The sequence below is a fragment of the Aeropyrum camini SY1 = JCM 12091 genome (genome assembly GCF_000591035.1).
Taxonomy (GTDB): domain Archaea; phylum Thermoproteota; class Thermoprotei_A; order Sulfolobales; family Acidilobaceae; genus Aeropyrum; species Aeropyrum camini.
This window is the reverse complement of sequence record NC_022521.1, coordinates 1,520,705-1,538,856: the sequence shown is the minus strand read 5'-3', so window position 1 is coordinate 1,538,856 and position 18,152 is coordinate 1,520,705. Positions and strand designations below refer to the sequence as shown.

At 56.4% G+C, this 18,152-nt stretch carries 19 protein-coding genes; 8 read left to right on the top strand and 11 right to left on the bottom strand.

The window, feature by feature from the left end; genetic code table 11:
- Positions 1-83 precede the first annotated feature (83 nt).
- Positions 84-830 (bottom strand): VOC family protein, encoded by a 747-nt coding sequence (locus tag ACAM_RS08035; protein ID WP_062662832.1) that lies wholly within the window; start codon positions 828-830, stop codon positions 84-86.
- 183 nt (positions 831-1,013) lie between these two features.
- Between ACAM_RS08035 and ACAM_RS08030 the strand changes: the two genes are divergently transcribed.
- From ACAM_RS08030 to ACAM_RS08015, 4 genes are all read left to right on the top strand, one after another.
- Positions 1,014-1,421, top strand: coding sequence for a winged helix-turn-helix transcriptional regulator (locus tag ACAM_RS08030; RefSeq protein WP_022542320.1), 408 nt, complete (start codon positions 1,014-1,016; stop codon positions 1,419-1,421).
- A gap of 120 nt (positions 1,422-1,541) precedes the next feature.
- Entirely contained in the window at positions 1,542-2,513 is a 972-nt protein-coding gene (locus ACAM_RS08025; protein ID WP_022542319.1) for an ATP-binding cassette domain-containing protein, read from the top strand.
- On the top strand, positions 2,510-3,337 hold the full coding sequence (locus tag ACAM_RS08020) for an ABC transporter permease (protein ID WP_022542318.1): 828 nt from the start codon (positions 2,510-2,512) through the stop codon (positions 3,335-3,337). The genes ACAM_RS08025 and ACAM_RS08020 overlap by 4 nt, the downstream gene beginning before the upstream one ends.
- Complete coding sequence (locus tag ACAM_RS08015) at positions 3,303-4,073, top strand: ABC transporter permease (RefSeq protein ID WP_022542317.1); 771 nt, start codon at positions 3,303-3,305, stop codon at positions 4,071-4,073. Before ACAM_RS08020 ends, ACAM_RS08015 begins: the two co-directional genes overlap by 35 nt.
- A gap of 127 nt (positions 4,074-4,200) precedes the next feature.
- Here ACAM_RS08015 and ACAM_RS08010 read toward each other — a convergent pair whose 3' ends face one another.
- Positions 4,201-5,871 (bottom strand): thiamine pyrophosphate-binding protein, encoded by a 1,671-nt coding sequence (locus tag ACAM_RS08010; RefSeq protein ID WP_158318604.1) that lies wholly within the window; start codon positions 5,869-5,871, stop codon positions 4,201-4,203.
- 6 nt (positions 5,872-5,877) lie between these two features.
- Entirely contained in the window at positions 5,878-6,888 is a 1,011-nt protein-coding gene (locus ACAM_RS08005) for a 2-hydroxyacid dehydrogenase (RefSeq protein WP_022542315.1), read from the bottom strand.
- A gap of 161 nt (positions 6,889-7,049) precedes the next feature.
- Here ACAM_RS08005 and ACAM_RS08500 point away from each other — a divergent pair, with 161 nt between their 5' ends.
- Complete coding sequence (locus ACAM_RS08500) at positions 7,050-7,178, top strand: hypothetical protein (protein ID WP_269763793.1); 129 nt, start codon at positions 7,050-7,052, stop codon at positions 7,176-7,178.
- Positions 7,178-7,516: a helix-turn-helix domain-containing protein gene (locus tag ACAM_RS08000; RefSeq protein ID WP_022542314.1), complete on the top strand. Its 339-nt coding sequence runs from the start codon at positions 7,178-7,180 to the stop codon at positions 7,514-7,516. Before ACAM_RS08500 ends, ACAM_RS08000 begins: the two co-directional genes overlap by 1 nt.
- A gap of 86 nt (positions 7,517-7,602) precedes the next feature.
- Here the strand turns inward: ACAM_RS08000 and ACAM_RS07995 are convergent, their stop codons facing one another.
- The 8 genes from ACAM_RS07995 to ACAM_RS07960 form a co-directional block, all read right to left on the bottom strand.
- Positions 7,603-8,355 carry an SDR family NAD(P)-dependent oxidoreductase gene (locus ACAM_RS07995; protein ID WP_062662700.1) on the bottom strand — a complete coding sequence of 251 codons (753 nt, stop codon included), beginning with the start codon at positions 8,353-8,355 and terminating at the stop codon, positions 7,603-7,605.
- 358 nt (positions 8,356-8,713) lie between these two features.
- Positions 8,714-8,968 (bottom strand): hypothetical protein, encoded by a 255-nt coding sequence (locus tag ACAM_RS07990; protein ID WP_148706490.1) that lies wholly within the window; start codon positions 8,966-8,968, stop codon positions 8,714-8,716.
- 159 nt (positions 8,969-9,127) lie between these two features.
- A complete protein-coding gene (locus tag ACAM_RS07985) occupies positions 9,128-9,454 on the bottom strand; it encodes a hypothetical protein (protein ID WP_022542311.1) in 327 nt (108 codons plus the stop codon).
- 213 nt (positions 9,455-9,667) lie between these two features.
- Positions 9,668-10,636 (bottom strand): amidohydrolase family protein, encoded by a 969-nt coding sequence (locus ACAM_RS07980; RefSeq protein ID WP_022542310.1) that lies wholly within the window; start codon positions 10,634-10,636, stop codon positions 9,668-9,670.
- The gene (locus ACAM_RS07975) at positions 10,623-14,168 is read right to left on the bottom strand and encodes an MMPL family transporter (protein WP_022542309.1); all 3,546 of its coding nucleotides are present in this window, start codon (positions 14,166-14,168) and stop codon (positions 10,623-10,625) included. The genes ACAM_RS07980 and ACAM_RS07975 overlap by 14 nt, the downstream gene beginning before the upstream one ends.
- 112 nt (positions 14,169-14,280) lie before the next feature.
- Positions 14,281-14,667 (bottom strand): thioesterase family protein, encoded by a 387-nt coding sequence (locus ACAM_RS07970; protein ID WP_232502348.1) that lies wholly within the window; start codon positions 14,665-14,667, stop codon positions 14,281-14,283.
- Positions 14,668-14,731: 64 nt separating this feature from the next.
- Positions 14,732-15,331 carry a MarC family protein gene (locus tag ACAM_RS07965; protein WP_022542307.1) on the bottom strand — a complete coding sequence of 200 codons (600 nt, stop codon included), beginning with the start codon at positions 15,329-15,331 and terminating at the stop codon, positions 14,732-14,734.
- Between the two features lie 22 nt (positions 15,332-15,353).
- On the bottom strand, positions 15,354-15,785 hold the full coding sequence (locus ACAM_RS07960; RefSeq protein WP_062662694.1) for a thioredoxin family protein: 432 nt from the start codon (positions 15,783-15,785) through the stop codon (positions 15,354-15,356).
- Between the two features lie 116 nt (positions 15,786-15,901).
- Here ACAM_RS07960 and ACAM_RS07955 point away from each other — a divergent pair, with 116 nt between their 5' ends.
- Together ACAM_RS07955 and ACAM_RS07950 are read left to right on the top strand one after the other, a co-directional pair.
- Entirely contained in the window at positions 15,902-16,360 is a 459-nt protein-coding gene (locus ACAM_RS07955) for an HIT family protein (protein ID WP_232502294.1), read from the top strand.
- A gap of 120 nt (positions 16,361-16,480) precedes the next feature.
- Positions 16,481-18,118, top strand: a complete 1,638-nt coding sequence (locus ACAM_RS07950) for a radical SAM protein (protein ID WP_022542304.1) — start codon at positions 16,481-16,483, stop codon at positions 18,116-18,118.
- Positions 18,119-18,152 lie beyond the last annotated feature (34 nt).

The window sequence follows — 18,152 nt, the reverse complement described above, 5'->3', positions numbered from 1 at the left end:
TATAGTACAATGAGCGTCTTGCCTCCCCCTTCAGGAGGGGGTTGTATAGGGGCCTCCCGCCCGGGGTTACAGGCTGGAGGTGGCTAGAGTATAACAACCTCGACCCCCGCAGGGTCCCGATAGACCCCGGGCTCCGCTTCTCCCCCGGGCGGCTTCATAGTATAGCTCCTAAGACCCACCGCATACCTCTCCGGCCTGGCGCCCCTCACCCCCCACGCCGTCTCCCATATGTTCGCAGCCACGTGGTGATGGTAGTCTCCATAGGCGAAGAACAGCGCCCCCGGGTATCCTCTCTCCGTCACAACCATACCCAGAACCCCCGCGTAGAATCGTTCGGCCTCTCCGAGATCAGCCACCTTGAGGTGTATATGGCCTATTGAAGCCCTGTACTCCATGGGGGAGCCCGCCTCGGCAAGCACCCTTGGTTCTAGAGGCTTCGTCACCAGCCTCCGGCAGGGCTCATCCTTATCCCAGTAGACCTCCACACCGTTTCCCTCCGGGTCGAGTGTGTAGAGTGCTATTGTGAAGCAGTGGTCCGAAGCCCCTAGGAGGAGAGACCCCATCTCCCTAAGCTTACCCAGGACAGCCCGCAGCGCCCCGGGACTGTCCACGGTGAAGGCTATATGGTAGAGGCCTGAGGCGCCGGGAGGCGGCTTCTCAGCCTGTGGGTTGTGCTGGAGCACCAGCTCCGACCCGGCCTCCAGCCTGTAGACAAGCCCTCCAGGCACTGGCTCTGGCTTGCTGTCGAGGATGGACGAGTAGAACCGGGCTGCCGCTTCAAGCCTCCTAACCGTCAGTATAGCTTTTCTTATTACGAAGCCGTGGCGCATCATAGCCACCCTTAGTTATTTATGAGCCCCGCCAGGAGCGAGCCCCCGTCTACATGAGAGGTTACGCGTAGGAAAGCCTCTAGTATCTGTAGTAAGCACAGTTTCCACCTAACGTGAACAAAATTTACTAGATAAAGTAGATATGTTTTGTATATCACAGGCGTATTGGAGGTGTTATAAAGGGTGGAAGGGCATGACTGCCCCATCACAGCTGCGAGCAAGGTTCTAGCCAGGAAGTGGAGCCTCGTGATAGTTTACCATCTCCTAGACGGTGAGAAGGGGTTCGCAGAGCTAGAGAAGAGTATAAAGGCTATATCGTCTAAGACGCTATCCGAAACCCTCGAGGACCTCAGGAAGCTAGGAGTTGTTGAGAGGATAATAGAGCCTGGCCCTCCAGTCAGGGTCAGATACAGGCTGACAGACATGGGGAGAGACCTAAGGGGGGTTATACTAGAGCTCGCCAAATGGTCCTGCAAGTGGGTATCCCCTAGTAGACACTGTAACGATATTATCGACAAGATCGCCCCCACAGCCCGCCTCGACGAGCCCCAGAAAAGCCTCACCCTTCAGCATACACGGCAAATAGAATAATTAGGAGAACACTAGACCCCAGGGGACCGGAGGGTGCCTCCGATATTATGGTTTGCGCCACATCTACTCTTCGGGGGAGTCGGGGGGGCTGTTGCTCGGGGCCGGAGGTCGTGAAGCCTCATGGCATATGTTATTGAGGCTGAGGGGCTGGTCAAGGAGTATAGGATGGGGCTGCTCCCATGGAGAGCTAGGATAGTCAGGGCCCTGGACGGGGTGGACCTTAGGGTAGCCAGGGGTACACTCTTCTCGCTGCTAGGACCTAACGGGGCCGGGAAGACGACTCTAGTCAAGATACTCTCAACCCTTCTCATACCCGACAGGGGGTGGGCGAGGGTCTCAGGCTTCGACGTGGTCGAGGAGGCTGGCGAGGTGAGGAGGAGGATAGGGGTTGTACTCGGAGGTGAGAGGGCGCTGTACTGGAGGCTCTCAGGCTGGGACAACCTATGGTTCTTCAGCCAACTCTACGGCATACCCCCCAGGGAGGCTAGGAGGAGGGTTAGAGAGCTTCTGGAGCTGGTGGGTCTGGAGGAGTGGGCTCACGTGAGGGTTGAGAACTATTCTAAGGGTATGAAGCAGCGGCTCCACATAGCTCGGGGGCTCATAAACGATCCCGAGGTCCTCCTCCTGGACGAGCCCACAATAGGCCTTGACCCGAAGGCCGCCAGGGAGGTGAGGGGGATTGTCAGGAGGATTGTGAGGGAAGGGCGGACTGTACTCCTCACCACACACTACATGGTTGAGGCGGAGGAGCTGTCGGACAGGGTTGCCATAATCAACGGTGGCAGGATAGTGGCTGAGGGGGCGCCAGAGGACCTCAAGTCTCTGGTCAGTGGTGGCAGTATTGTGGAGCTTAGGGTGGCCGGAGGTGTGGGGGTAAGGGAGGCGGTGGAGAGGCTGGGCGGGAGGGTTATTAGCGTGGGCGAGGTTGACGGGGCTAGAGTGTTCAAGGTGCTCGTCCCCGAGCCAGACTTCTTCATAGAAGCCCTGCTCAGCGAGCTTCCCAGGCTCGACGCCAGGATTAGGGGGCTCGACGTTAGAAGCCCGAGCCTAGAGGACGTGTTCATTAAGCTAACCGGTGGTGGGCGGGAGTGAGCCTCGGGTATCATGTCAGGGTTGCCACGGCTGTGGCCATCAGGGATTTCAAGATAAGGATAACATACATACCCTGGATAATCAACAGCCTCCTCCAGCCCATAGTCTGGACCTACATACTGATATACACCTATAGGGCCGTTATAGGAGGCGCTTCACAGCCTCTCCAGCAGCACGGGTGGCCGTCGGACTATGTAGGCTTCCTAATACTCGGCCAGGTCCTCCTTAGCCTGTTCAACGCGCTGAACTGGAGGGCGGGAATGGCTATACAGAGGGAGAGGTGGTTTGGGACTCTAGAGATAGTTTTCCTAACCCCAGCCAGCCGTCTAATAATGCTTGCGGGCTCCAGCATCTACGGCTTGATAGACGCGGGATGGATAAGCTTCACCGCCGCCGTTATAGTCTTTCTGGCCACGGGGACGGGGTTCCACGTTCAAGACCCAGCAGCAGCCGTGCTGTCACTGTTGATGGCGGTGGCGGGGGCTGTATCCATGGGCATAGGCCTCGCGGGCCTCTACGTTCTAACCCGCTCGGCCGGCCCCCTCGCTGTGGCTATCCAGTATCCCCTAAGGTTCTTCTCAGGCTCCTCCTTCCCACTAACAATCCTCCCCGCAGCCCTCCAGTACGTCGGCTACGCGCTCCCCCTCACCTACGGGATAGAGGCAGCCAGGATGGCTCTCCTGGAGGGCGCCTCTCTAGGGGATGTGTACCCGTTGATCCTCAGGCTCGCCGCCATATCACTCGTAAGCATGTCCCTTGGGATACTATTCGTGAGGTGGGCTGAGAGCCTTGCGAAGAAGTACGGGTGGCTCCACACATTCTAACCGGGCTCCCCCATCCCGGGCTAGAGTCCTGCTGGCGAGCGCCGAGGTTTACGCGAAGGACCTGCTAGCACTCTACAGCACGTGGGGCTTCATGCTGGTGCGCCTCAGCGTCCCCATGTTCATGATAGCCACAGCCTGGGCTGTGTCGAGGCTCGCTGGTGGGGCGAGCCCATTCGAGTCCCTCGGCTACGGCGACTATGTAGCCTTCGTAGCCATAGGATTCTCCCTCTACAGCCTACTAACCGCGACCCTTTTCGACGTTGGTGAGAGGCTTCACAGGGAGCTTGTACAGGGCACTCTTGAGGCCGTCCTGGTAACCCCGGCCAGCAGGTTCGCATGGCTCTTCGGAAACGCCCTGGGTAGCCTGGTGGTGAGCCTTATGGACCTTGTTATCGTGCTGGCGTACTACAGCCTCATATTTGGAGCAGGCGGTCTCCACCTGGATGCAGCGCCCCAGGCCGTCCTGGCCCTAGCCCTGGGCTTCGTGGGGATGCTTGGAATGGGCCTCCTACTAGGGGGTATCGTTGTTAACTTGAAGGAGCCGCACGCATTCAACGTTATGCTCACCCCCTTCCTTATGCTGCTATCCGGGATGATGTTCCCCGTGGAGGTCCTCCCCAGCCCGCTTAAGGGGGCGGCCGAGCTAGTGCCCCTAACCCTAACCCTAGAGGCTGTGAGAAGCCTCCTGCTCAAAGGCGAGGACTTCTCGTCGCTTGAAGGGCTGCCGCAAAGCTAGCCCTGGAGGCTGTTGTCTACACTCTAACAGGGTATGTGGTGTTCAAGGCGCTTGAGGGGAGGGCTAGGAGGAGCGGCGGGCTCACGAAATTCTAAAGGGCCCGCTCCCTATACTACGCCCGCCTGGCTCACATGCTCATCCTGAGGGTGTAGTCGAGGTTGAGGGGCGGTATGTCGTCGCGGTCCACCTTAACCTCCACCAGGGCGGGTCCCGGTGAGGAGAGGACCTCGAGCGCCCCACCCTCATCACCAGGCCTGCTGACCTTGGCGTAGCGGACTCCGAAAGCCTCTGCCAGCCTCGAGAAGTCTGGGTTGGAGAGGAGTGTCTCATAGACTCTACCACCCTTCTGGAGGACTTGCCTAAGGTAGAGGACCTTGTACGAGTCGTCGTTCACCAGCACTATCTTCACGTCGAGGCCTTCCCTCACAATAGTCTCTATATCCTGCACAGTCATCATGAGCTCCCCATCCCCGGCAACGCAGAGGTGGTAATCGCCGGGAAGGGCTTTAGAAGATCCTATAACCGCGGGTAGGGCGTAGCCCATGGCCCCGAGGTTGGTTGCGGCCAGGAAGCCCCCAGGCCTGTATATCCGGATGTGGTTGTAGGCGTATAGTATATGCGTCCCCTGCCCGCCGCTCACTATCCTGCCCCGAGGCATTCTCGAGTTTAGCAGCCTGAAGAACCTGTCTGGATTTGCAAGCCTAGTACTCCTCCTAACCGCCTCATCCAGCATGACCCCCCACTCCCTTCTAAAGCCAGCCACCATCCTTTCCCACTCCTCGAGCCTCCTCGCCCCGCCCGCCATCTCCGAGAGCTCCTCGAGGGCCCTCACGGGGCTGGCGTTGACAAGGTCATAGTAGCGGGGCCTAGCCTTTGTAGAGGGATCCTGGGATATCATGACCACGTCGCCCTGCGGCAGCATGTTGTAGCCGTAGGTCGTTATATCGTCGAACTCGTGGCCTAGGACAAGCACCATATCGCTAGACTCGAAAGCCCTGTCAGCCGCCAGGCTCCCGCCGCCGAATCCGATACGCCCTAGGCAGCGGGGGTGGTCCTCCGGGCAAGCCCCCCTCCCGTTCCCGCTGACCACGATATAGGCTCCAGTGGCCTCCGCAAGCCTCAGAAGCCTCTCCTGGCTAAACCACGGATTATATACAAGCTCCCCCGACGCAAGTATCACCGGCCTCTTAGCCTCCATCAGCATCGAGAAGAGCGTTTTACCGTGACCCCCCAGCCCGGGGCCTGCTACGGGGGTGCGGGGGATGCGTTTTAAAGCCTCCTCGCTAATGCTAGCGTTAGACCTCCACAGGTCCTCGGGCACCTCGACAACCGCGGGGCCCATGGGCGGGGATAGGGCGCTCCTCAGAGCCTCGGCGAGCGTGTCGAGGACCTCGCCAGGGCTCTCAACAACACCATAGTACTTGGCTAGGGGACGGGCTATCGAGGCCTGGTCGACCTCGAGCCAGGCGTCAAGACCCCTGAGCCTCCTCCTAACACCCCCGCTGACCAGGAGAAGAGGGACGCGATCCTTAAAGGCTATACCCAGGCTGATAGCGGTGTTCAGGAACCCCGGGCCCGCGTGAACTGCAGCGGCCGCCAGACGCCGGGTTACCCTGTACTCGGCGTCCGCGGCCGACACCGCTACCTGCTCGTGCCTCGTAGTCACAAAATCTATCCTATCCCGGTGGTCGTACAGGGCGTCAAGGAAGTCGACTATGCTAGTCCCAATAATGCCGTATACCCTCTCTACACCCGCCGCCGCCAGCCCCCTGGCTATAGCCTCGGCCACGGTTGCCACAGACAATCACCCACCGTTTAGGTCCATGTTCACGACGGCCTCGGGCTTGCCTCCCTTCAGCACCCTCACCACATTTTCAATGGAGAACTGTATGATCCTAGACCTGGCGTCCGTGTTCGCCCCCGCTATATGGGGCGTAAGTATGAGGTTCGCCTCACCCTCGGCCGCAGCCTTGATGAGCGGATGGTCGGGGGGAGGCGGCTCCCTGCTGTAAACGTCCACTGCAGCCCCAGCTATCCACCTCTCCCTGACTGCCCTCGCCAGGGCCTCCTCATCCACGATCTCACCCCGGGACGGGTTTATGAGTACCGCCGTAGGCTTCATCATCCTCAGCTCGCCCTCACCTATCATGCCCCGGGTCTCCCTGGTTAGGGGTACGTGTATAGACACCACGTCACTCTCCCTCAATAGACGCGGCAGGCTCCTATACTCAACCCCCAGCTCCCGCTCGGCATCCTCCATCCTAACCTTGTCGAAGTACACTACACTGACGCCGAAGGGCCTGAGGCGTCTAGCCACCTCCCTCCCTATCCGGCCAAGGCCTATGATACCCCATGTCTTACCCTGCAGGTCGAAAGTACCCATCTCCATGAGCCTCCACTGCGGCCAGCCGCCCGCAACCGTCTCCCTATGGGCGTAGATGAGGCGCTTCAGGAGGGCGAGGCCAGCCATTATCGTGTACTCTGCAACAGAGACAGCGTTAGCGCCACCCGCGTTTGCCACCGGGATACCGTGCTTTGCACACGCCTCAACGTCTATATGATCGTAGCCCGTGCTGGGCTGCTGTATAAGCCTAACCTTCTCCATAGCCGCGCACATCTCAGCGTCTATCCTCATCTGGAAAGTATAGTCGCCGATCACCACATCAGCGTCCCTCAGCTCCTGTAGGACCCTATCCCTGGGGAGCCCTGCTACACTCACAACCTTGATATCGCCAACCTCCCTCTTATAAGGGTCGAAGAGGGCCTCCACGAACTGCGCGGGCAGCGGGCTCATAGAGACTATCTTAAACGCCACTGAACCCTCACCAAGACCTCATAAAGCCCCCGCCCGCTATTTATTCATGTAAAAATTTATGTAATGTACAGTGGCCATATGGGGGGAAGATAATACATGGGTCTCACCAGGCCACACACGAGATAGGAAGGCAAGGGCGAACAAACCTTGGGGTGCAGGCAGTGGGTATAGTGAAGGCGTTAATAGGCTTCGACAAGTCGGACTTAGAAGCCCTACGGCGGGACAGCAGGGAAAGCAGGAGAAGGATAGAGGAGCTGGAGCGGCCCTATCAGCGCTTGAGGAGAAGATAATGGAGATCCAGGCGGTGATAAGCGGGGGGAAGCCTCTAGGTGTTGAGGGCGAGAAGGTCGGGGCGGAAGCCCGGGAGGCATCCCGTTATGTTGATAACGACGGGGGCGAAGAAAACGGTGGGTTGGAGGCTGAGGACCTAATACTCTCCTATCTCGAGAACAGCGAGGCAACCCCCTCTGAGCTGATCCGGCGAACAGGACTGTCGAAGAATCGGGTTTACAACATCCTTAAGCACCTTGTGGATAAAGGTGTTGTTGAGAAGAGGAGAGATGGTAGACGCGTAGTCTATAGCTTAAGGAGGGTTGAGCCGCAGGCAGCCTCCTCCAACCAGGGGTAACTGGAGATACGTGTCGCATTCTACATATTGATAGGCCGGAGAGAGTGCCGTAGCCACGAGAGCATCCTCGAGGGTATGGGCCGCGGCTAGGTGCGCCTACCCGCGTTTATAGACAGCACGTGGCCAGTTATACCCCGGCTCCTGCTAGGGTCTGCCAGGAAGAGTATGGCCTCCGCTACATCTTCGGGCTTAAGTATGATCCTGAGGGGGTGGAGGCTCGCTATCCTCTCCCTCTTCTCCGGCGTGTCTAGGAAGCTCCTCGTCATGTCCGTCTCGACAAAGCTAGGGGCTACGGCGTTAACCCTTATACCAAGGCTTGCGAGCTGGACTGCCAGCCTCTTCGTGAGCCCTATAACACCCGCCTTGCTGGCCGAGTACGCTACACCCGCCACAACATTCCCCGTCTCCCCCGCGATGCTGGCGACATTAACTATGGAGGCCCAGGGAGCCCTCTTCATGAGGGGTAGCAGAGACCTAGTCATCAGGAACACCCCCGTGAGGTTAACCCTCAGTGTCTCCTCCCACTCCTCGATAGACGTCTCCTCAACCCCGCCGAGCTGTAGAACGCCTGCGGCGTTGACCACCACATTCAGATAGGGGACGAGCTCGCCGACCCTCGAAGACATTGAAGAAACGCTAGCAGGATCGCCAACATCAACCCCGACAGCATAAGCCTCGGGAGCCCCCAGCCTCTTAGCCTCCTCCACCACCTTCTCCGCAAGGTCAGCCCTACGCCGGTAAGCGACTACCACGCTCCACCCCTCGCGTGCAAAACGGAGAGCAGTAGCCCTCCCAATACCCCTACTACCACCAGTGATAAGAGCATAAACACTACTCAACTTCTTCTCTCCTGCGTTGTAGAATTTCGGCGCTCCCCTTAAAAACTCAATGTCAACAATTTATCGAAGGCAAGATTATTATGTTCAAAAAACCAATACTATTTTGTCGGAACCAGGGCCATAAACATCTGCTAGGTATCTAGAAATGTGTATGATTTTACTTGCACTCCAATTAGTCTCAACAAATATATCGCAAACCAGCTCGGGATTCCTGAACTCGCTGCCATCTTCATGCTCATCTACATCATTAACAACATACCTGTGAGAATTTGGCAGCCCAATCGGTAAGTCTTATTTGGATATATACGAGTTAGTGTAGAGGAATTTGACTACATTGACTAGAACATCTTTCCAACGCCTAACTCTCATTTCTCCACATGTTGTAACATGTTGTAATAATAAATTTAGGAGGAACTCTTTCACCAGAATAAACATCTCTTCCTATAAGCTTCAAAGCTATTTCACTAATCCTCTCACCAGTTAACGTTCTTCCCCGCCTTCTACGTCTCTCAGCTTTTCTAATTTCTTCATCTAAAGTCATCAAATCAACGCCGTAAATACCATTTACCCATCCAGACCTGATACTCCAAGGATCCTTAACCCCTTCACTCATTAATCTGCTCTCTAGTAATTGCCTCCATAGCCATCTCAATAACTTATAGAACGTCTCAGGAGGAGGAGTTTTCAATAGATCCACTTCATCTAATGCTGTGTTAAACTTACAATTATACATGATCCATCTTCTTCCATCGGTTATAACCAGGTGGCTAACTTAGTGGTTAAGATATGCCTCACATTTGCTAATCTCATCCATAAGCCTATCCGGGCTAACGCCCAGCCTTTTTGCTTCAACAACGATGATAGGATTACCATTAATTTTCAAAGCATAATCTGCAGTAACGCCACTGTCGAACTTATATTCTTTCTCTACGAGTCGAGGATCTCTTACGTCCCACCCTAGAATAGCTAATATTGGCTCTATTAGAGCTGATTTTGTGGTGGCCTCTGTAAGAGTTTTCTTTGTTTTCTTTTTGGGCTCATACTCACGTATTTTCTCTAAAGCTTCGATGATAACGTTGACTATTTTATCTAAAGACAATCCATGTACACCCAATAATTAAAATAATTTTATATTTCAAATTAATTTTTCCCATTATAAATAACCAATTAACTAGGCTAGTTATTAGTATATAGAGCTTTTGAAAATTGATTCTCACAAGCTGTAAAACAAGATATTATCCTAATATGCCAAAAGTAGGTCATCTAAATTTTATGGACAAGATAAGATTATGGCTGATCTAGTCAGTCTATTTTAATCGGCGGCTAGCTCTCTACCTCGTGGTAGGCTGTTAAGCAGTTTTTCCGCGTTGAGCCGGAGTATCGCCTCCTTATCGCTCTCGTCAATTTCTAGCGATAGAATCTCCTTAGCGGCTGTCGCCACGTTATAGCCGGAGACGTATGGGTAGTCGCTTCCGAAGAGGATTTTGTCAGCGAAGCCCTCTTTAGCGGCCATAGCTGCGAAGAAGGGGTCTGCCGCGCTTGTGTCGGCGTAGACGTTCTCCAGATGGAGTGCCTTGAGGGTTTCCTCGAAGAATATTCCGGGTTTGAGGGCGCTGTAGGCTCCAAGGTGCGCTATTACGAAGGTTAGGTTCTCGAACCTCTTGGCTGCGTTGGCCACGTAGCTAGGCCTCGCCTCGCTGCAGAACCTGGTGAGCTCCCATGGTCCTGGGTCGCAGCCTGTGTGTACTACGACCAGCCCTCCCGCCTCCTCCACAGCCCGGTAAACCTTGTTTAGCCTTGGGCTGTCGGGCCGTGTGAAGTGGAAGGTGGGGAATACCTTAACCCCGAGTATGGTGGGATCACTTCTGACAATCTCTGCGATCTCCTCTTCACGGCCTGGAGAGTAAGACACTATAATGTGGAAGAACTTGGGGTCCACAGTCTTACACGCCTTGAGGTCCTCAGGCCCCCTCCTGTGCTTGTGGAAGTCCCCAAGGAAGTCTTCCAGGAATTTCTCCGGCTCCATAACCATCCGGCCGATATATCCCACCTGTTGGAAGGCTAGGAGGTCGAAGTCCTCCATAGCCGCATCGACGATCTCACGGGGTGTGACCCTGCGTTTTACGGCCTCGAGGCTCGCGTCCACACCTATAACGATAGCCCCCACAGCCCCAGCAGTCAGCTCCTCGAGCAGCAGCCGGCGGCATGACTTTGCAGGGTCCCTTATCCAGTATGGCATATGCACGTGGAAGTCTATGAACTCCACATCAGCTCCCTTCAACCTTCCCGGCACCACCGCCACTTCTACCGGCTCCGGTGAGGGGCCACCAGAATCTACTCTTCAGTAGTGCCATCGCCGGGGGTATAAGCAGTAGGGAGGCTAGTATCCCTGCGAGTATAACTCCTAGGGAGAGGCTCACGCCTATCGCCTGCAGAGCCTCGACCCTGCTTAGGGTGAGCCCGGCGTAGGCTCCGCCCATTATGAAGGCTAAGCCAAGGACTAGGCCTGTGCCTGTTGAGGCGGCTTCGATATAGTATCTCGAGCCGTCTCCCTTGAGGAAGGCTTCCCGAGCGTGGTTCACGTAGAAGCTTATATAGTCCATTCCCACTCCGAGCAGCGCCGCGGCCAGAAGCACAGGGGCGAACCATGGCGGCTCGATGCCTGTCTGGCTTGATAGGAGGCTTACAGTGGATAGGGACCAGGCCGCCGCGAAGAGTATACTGGCCACGCCTGAGAGGGCTGCTGGTATGCTGCCGTAGAACACTGATATGATTGCCGCCACCAGGAGAGCGGCCGCCGGTATGACCCTACTGTAGAACGCCCTATATAGGTAGTCTCTCAGGTCGAGGTTTATAGCCGCACTACCTCCCACCAAACTGTCTGGGTCGACCTCCTTAACCCTGCTCCTCAGCTGCTCGACACACTCCACGGCCTCAGTGTTTAGGGGGTTTGTGTCGAGGACGACATATACCAGCCTGCCATCCGCCTCCGCCTCCCTAACGCACTCCAGATCATCGGCAGCATCAGCAACAGTGGACGCTATGGAAGCAGTGGAGGCCACTATATACTGTGGGAACAGCCTGGGGGCGTCGTACTCGCTTAACAGGTGCTGCATAGACTCGTACACCCCCGTCCCCTTAGGGAGGCTTATCATAATGTCAAAGCTCCCCTGGAAGCCGGTGGCAGCGTAGTACACCCCCGCTAAACCAGCGACAACAAGGATGGGGAGTAGAATGGGCGCCGCCCTTCCAGCGGTCGAGACTAAGCCTTTGAATAGCCTGGACCCTGGCTGGTAGGACTTGTAAGGGCAGGTGGGGAACCACAGCACACTGGCCCACCCTACGAGGGCTAGTATGGCGGGTGTTAGGGTGAGGCTAGCCACGGCCACGGAAAGTATTGCTATCGGTACTGTGGCTCCTATGGACTTCACGAAGGGGAACTCGAAGGCGAGCATTAGGGAGGAGAAGCCTGCCGCAGCCGCGAAAGCCCCAGCTAGCACGGGCCTCACACTCTGGGAGGCCGCTTTACCCGCCGCCTCCCAGGCTCCTCGAGAGCCTCTCATGTTGTCCCGGAACTTCTTGGTCACGTAGGCGGAGTAGTCTATACCCAGGCCGAGGCCTGTTGTGAACACTATAGCCCTCGACTGGCTTGTGACATCCACTATATCGTTGGATGCGAGGAAGTATAGGATGGCGAGGGCTACCGTGAGGCCCGCGCCTATACCTATGAAGGGTATTATGACCCCTAGGATGGTGCCTATAACCACCGCCAGTATTGCAACCACGATGATGGAGCTTGCCATATCGCTCCTCCTGAGGTCCTCCACCACGGCGTCCTGCAGCTCTTTCCTTAGGGCCTCCTCGCCCGCCAGCATTACCCTAGAGTCAGTGCCCAGAGCATCATCCACAAGCCTCTTGACATCCTCAGAAGCAGACTTAACCTCCTCATAGCCTCCCCTGCCTAGGTAGACTATGAGGAAGCCTTCCATGTCATCCTCAACAAGAACACCCTTGAACCCCTCTAAAACATTAGCAGCAGCCTCGTAAGCAGCCTCCTCAACCAGCCTTTGGACAACGGCCCCCTCATCACCCTCCCTCCATGCCTCCTCAGCAGCGCTGGCAGCCTTCTCCGCAAGGTCCTCCGGCATGCCCTGGAGAATCATCTGCTGCTGAAGGTATAATCTTATCCTTGAGAGGGCCTCCTCCTCGGTGAGGGGTGGCGTAGGCTTCAGCACGGCCTCCGCTATATCTATGGCTTGGGGTGGCGTGTTAGACAGAACTAGCCTGGCCGCCGCCTCCTCGACCATTCCCCGGACAACCAGCCCTGCCACTTCCGGAGGTAGACCTGAAACCCGGGATACTAGGGCTTCTAGAGCCTCGTCTAACGCCTCCCCAGAAGCTATGGCGCCCGAGGCCTCTGGGTCGTAGGCAGTTAGTATCGAAGCGAGGTCCTCAGGCTGTAATGTCGTGGTGTTTGCCTCCGCTAAGGCTAGTTGAGCGGAGGCGAGGGCGGCGGTTTGTAGGTAGGAGTTGTAGTCTCCTCTAGCGAACGCCGCTGCCAGAGCCTCTCCGTACTCCGGCGGAAGGCCTCTTGCCAGGAGAACCTGAGCCACTGCCTTTTGGAGGGCCTTTTCGGCCGCCTCCTCTGTGCAACCCTCTGAAAGGAGTGTGTCTACGTAGAGGCTGTATGCATCCTTAACGTTGTCCGGCAGCCGTGAGGCGGCCTCCTCCGCCACAGCCCTTGCCGCAGCGTTAGTTACCTGCCCAGCGATATCCTCAACTACAGCCTTTAGCCTAACCTGACCCGCCTTAGCGTCCTCAGCCATGAATAGCTTTAGCTCCGGTGCCTGGGAAACGGCCTGCAGCCACGCCTGGTGGTAGGCTTGAAGGAGGCTGGTCTCTCCTATCTTTGCCGCCGCTGCCTTATATGCTATTTGGGCCGCGGTAGCGTTGTCAAATGCTCCCGGGCCTCCGAGGTTGAGAGTCTCTGTGTACACGTAAACTATGAAACCCCTCTCGACAGGGTCGAGGTCCGCCTCCGGAACGTATGTGAGCAGTGTTACGACCGTTATGTCGACATCCTGGAGGCCCGTGGTATAGGCGTTGGTGTAGAACTCCAGAGCCCCTTCAGTTCTGACTACGTCTAGGTATATAGACGCGTATACAGGGCCAACGCTGCTGCAAATCTCTATAACAGGGGTTGAGGCCGACTCCATGACGCCCCTTAAAGCGGCTAGCTCTCCCCATGAAGACGCTAGGCTGGAGTAGGCCTTGTCAGTCTCCACTAGAAGGAGCTTCAGGCTGTCCGTCGACTCTGCAAGGCTCTCAAGCCTCCCCGACGCTTCCTGGTAGGACTTCCATATGCTATAGCCGCCTTCGAAGGCCTGCACTCCCCCCTCCACAGCCTGCTCCAGCGCGGGCTCCAGGCTCTCCACAGCTTTGTCCACAATATCTATCCATGAGAACAAACTATATTTCACTCCCAGCTCGTCGTAACCGTGATTCTTCAGCGCCCTATAGCTGGAGGGGTCCAAAGGCTTCTCCAGGCCAGCGACCAGTATTAGAGCGTCGGCGGAGCCCAGAACCCCCAGAACACTTGCAGACCCGCTCTGCCCCTCCTCGCTTAGTATCTTCGCTACCTCCTCCTCAGCCATCCTACTCTCCGCAGTCTCCGGCAGGAACGACTCGGTCTCTGTGACCAGCACCTCGTCGAGCTTTAGCGCATACGGTGCCAGTAGCGCGGCGACTATGAACCAAGCTACAAGTATTAGTATGTGGTAGCGAGCCACCGCCTTGTAGAGAACCCTCGGCAAAAGCCTCGACACCCGAAATATGGGGCGTTAACGGAAAATGGTTATAAACGATACACGGTTAGAGTTTAGTGTAAAAAGGTTTCTACCCTCTAACCCGCCCCGCCTGAGACGGTTAGACACGGTTTTTGAGGTCCTCAAGCGATACAACCCTCCTAACATGGTAGATCTCCCCAGCGATGACCCCGTCATCCCTCGTTACACGCACCAACACGGAGACACTCCTCCCTGCCACTCCGACAATCCTAGCATTAACCAAAACCCTCCCGCCTACAGGGACTGGGGCAAGGTGTCTCACAAGCGCCTCGACGCCCACGCTAACAATATCCTCAGGGAGACGCCGATCCAGGCACTCCCTCGCGGTCACCTCGCCGTAGAGCAGCATGTAAGGTGTGGCGAGGACCTCTAGTCCCCGGCTCCTGAGATGCGCGGCGGCGTGCCCCTCCTCAACAACCCATTCCCTCTCGCAGAAGATTCCCTCAAGCCCGTCTAAACCTAGCATCACCCCACCCACCTCATAGTTACAGGCGCCACACCTTAATTGAGCCCATGGGGATTATCAGGTGTTAGGAGAAAGCCCTGGGCATTATACCCCGCAGACCGTCGAATATAATGGATACCGCGAAACCAACCATGAGAAAGGCTGTAAACTTTGCTACCAGCAACGAGCCGTGCCGCCCTAGTAGCCTGGTTAGCCTGAGACTCGCATAGAGTATAGGGTATGCCACGGCCAGGTTGACCGCAATGGCTATCAGGGCCACAGCAACACCGCTCGAGCCCATTATGTACATTACAGTCGCTATACTCCCAGGACCCGCAAGCAGGGGCGTTGCAAGCGGAAACACAGCGACCTCGTCGCCAGAGGGCTCCGAGTAGCCTATCTTGATTTCGAAGAGGTCTGCCGTAGCGTAGATCAAGAGTAGAAGGCCAGCCGCCACTTTGAACTCGTCCATAGAGACCCCAAGTATGTCGAGAACCGCAGAGCCTATGAGGGTGAAGGATAACAGTATCGCTCCTGCACTCGCCAATGCAGTCCTTACTATCCTCTCCCTCTCCCCCTCCGGCCTCCTAGACACTATAGAGGCTACATAAGGCGACACGCCTACGGGGTCAAGCACTATGAAGAGGAGTATTATAGACGATACGATAGAATATATATCCGTCATGAGGCTGCCCCCCGAGGGGTGACTAATTGCAGCCTCCAGCTTGGAGGGCTGCCTCGATAAACGACTCTAACTTCTCAGGCGGTACCAGCCCAACCAGACGGCCCGCCTCCCTACCTCTTATAAACGCTATTATTGTTGGTGTGCCCATTATCCCGAGAGCGTCACTCATGAACGGAAATCTAGCCAGGTTAACTGCTGTAAAGAGGGCTTTCCCGCGGTAGAAGCCCGCTGCCTCCTCAAACACCGGTTTAAGCATCCGGCAGTAGGGGCATGTGGGGGTGTAGAAGAACGCTATAACCACCTTACAGTTACTCAGCATATCCCTCAGCTCTCCAGGCTCGAGGACCTCGACCACGGCGTCGCCATAATCCACTCTACAGCAGGTTGTAGCCTCCCTGACGATGCTGGCCGCCTTTCTCCTCAGTATCTCCCTAAGCTCCGGGTCAACCTCCATTCCAACCACCCCCGACCCCCCCCCGGGGGTTTCAGGGCCAGGTAGTAAGCATGGATGCCGACGGTGAAATATATGGCGGAATAAATATCAGGACAGTCTGTAGAGCGGGGTTTGTGGTGGCTGAGGTGGAATGCATATTCTGCAGGATAGTAAGGGGAGAGGCGGAAGCCTACACGGTCTATAAGGGCAACGGCGTGACCGTCTTCCTCGACAGATACCCGGCGTCGAAGGGCCACGTACTTGTCGTTCCAGACGAGCACTATGAGAGTGTCCACACAGCCCCACCCAGGGTGGCTGCCAAGGTATGGCTGGCCGCCTCGGCAATAGCGCGTTACTACAGGGAGAAGGCTGGGGCCCCGGCTGTTAACGTGTTGACAAACAGTGGCAGGTACGCGGGACAGATTATATTCCACTTCCACGTCCACGTCATACCCAGGTGGGGGCCGCCCAGGAGCTTCTGGGGAGACCGGCACGAGATAACCCCGAGGGAGGCTAAGGAGGTCCTGGAGATGCTTCAGGGTGTTGGAAAGCTCGTTGAAACATACCTCAGCGAGCTAGGCCTGAGGGTAGACTGAAACTCCCCCGGGGGCCTCCTCCCAGGGGGTTTTAGGTTCGTAAATATCACACCCCTTCCGGAATAATAGAATGTTTGGATTTTCCATGGACGGCACGCTACTTTATGGGGATGCCGGAGAATGGCATTGGAGAGGGTTCTCATAGTCGACGGCTACAATGACGAGCCTGGAGGGCTTGGCGTTCCACCATACATCGACGTATACCCACGATACATAGCTGGGGCGCTGTGGAGCGTGGACAAGAGTATCCGAGTAGACTACGTGGATGTGGATAGATTCAGGAGGAGCAGGACCTGGCTCCAGAGGGCTACAGGGTATGACGTTGTCGTTTTTATAGCTGGAGTTGTAGTGCCCGGGAGGTATATTGGTGCAAAGCCTGCTGAGCCGGAGGAGCTTATTACCTGGGCTAAATTGATAGAGGGGCCTCTCAAGATACTGGCCGGCCCGGCGGCCAAGTGGGGTCTCGGCGTTAAAGGGGGAACCATAGCGTATCCTCCCTGGAAGTTCAGGAGGGAGGGTTTCGACATCCTTGTCACTGGTGATGTTGACGAGTACTTCCTAGACCTGGCTCTACACGGCGTGGAGAGGGCTGATCCAGGGAGGGTTAGAGAGGACTACAGTATAGTCGACAGGATAGCACCTATAGGCGCTAGAATCGTTAAGCAACACCCCAGCTACGGCCGTAACCTTATTGCGGAGATAGAGACCTACAGGGGCTGCGCACGCTGGATCTCAGGAGGCTGCAGCTTCTGCGTCGAGCCCCTTAGAGGTAGGCCTATACAGAGGAGCCCCGAAGCTATAGCAAGAGAAGCGGAGGCCCTGTATAGAGCAGGCGTGCTCCACTTCAGACTCGGGAGACAGGCGGACATACTGGTATACGGCTCCCCAGGGCTGGACAGCGAGGAGTGGCCCCCTCCAAACCCTAGAGCCCTTGAGCGTCTGTTCACCGGAATCAGGAGCGCCGCGCCGGGGCTACGGGTTCTACACATCGACAACGTCAACCCCGGCACCATAATAAGGTATCCCATGGCCTCGGAGAAGGCGCTAAAGACTATTGTAGAGCTGCACACACCAGGGGACGTAGCTGCTATGGGCTTGGAAACCGCTGACCCCAGGGTAGCCAAGATAAACAACCTTAACACCCATCCCGAGGACGTTCTCGAGGCTATTAGAATCGTAAATAAGGTAGGCTCACAACGCGGATGGAACGGCATGCCCCATCTCCTACCCGGCATAAACTTTATACTGGGCCTCCCCGGCGAGAGGGGCGAATCCTACAGGCTCAATAGGGAGTTCCTAGAGACTCTTCTCAAAGAGAGGCTACTCGTAAGGAGAGTAAATGTCAGACGGATCCTGATACTTCCAGTAGCAAGGGCCTCTAGAATGGACGCAGGCATCTGGGGTAGGAGGGAGAGGCTCGCCTCCAGCTTTATAAAGTGGGTGAGGAGCGTGTTCGACCCTCAAATGCTCTCCATTATAGCCCCCAGGGGAACAGTGCTGCGAAGCCTTTGGGTTGAGGAGTGCTCCGACGGCATCTGCTACGCAAGACAGCCCGGGAGCTACCCCCTCATAACCGCTATCAAATGTAGACTACCGCGCGGAACCCTACTGGACAGGGTGATGGTCACTGGGGTTCATTCGGGGAGGAGCGTCGAGGGCGTCCCCTTGCCTCTCTCGCGGTATTCCAAGAACAGTCTGGTAAAGACTGTGGAAGGTCTAGGAGAACCAACGGGTGAGAGTGGCTGGCTCTGCAGCTAGCTACGCCCGAGTAAACCTAAACAATATAAGCCCG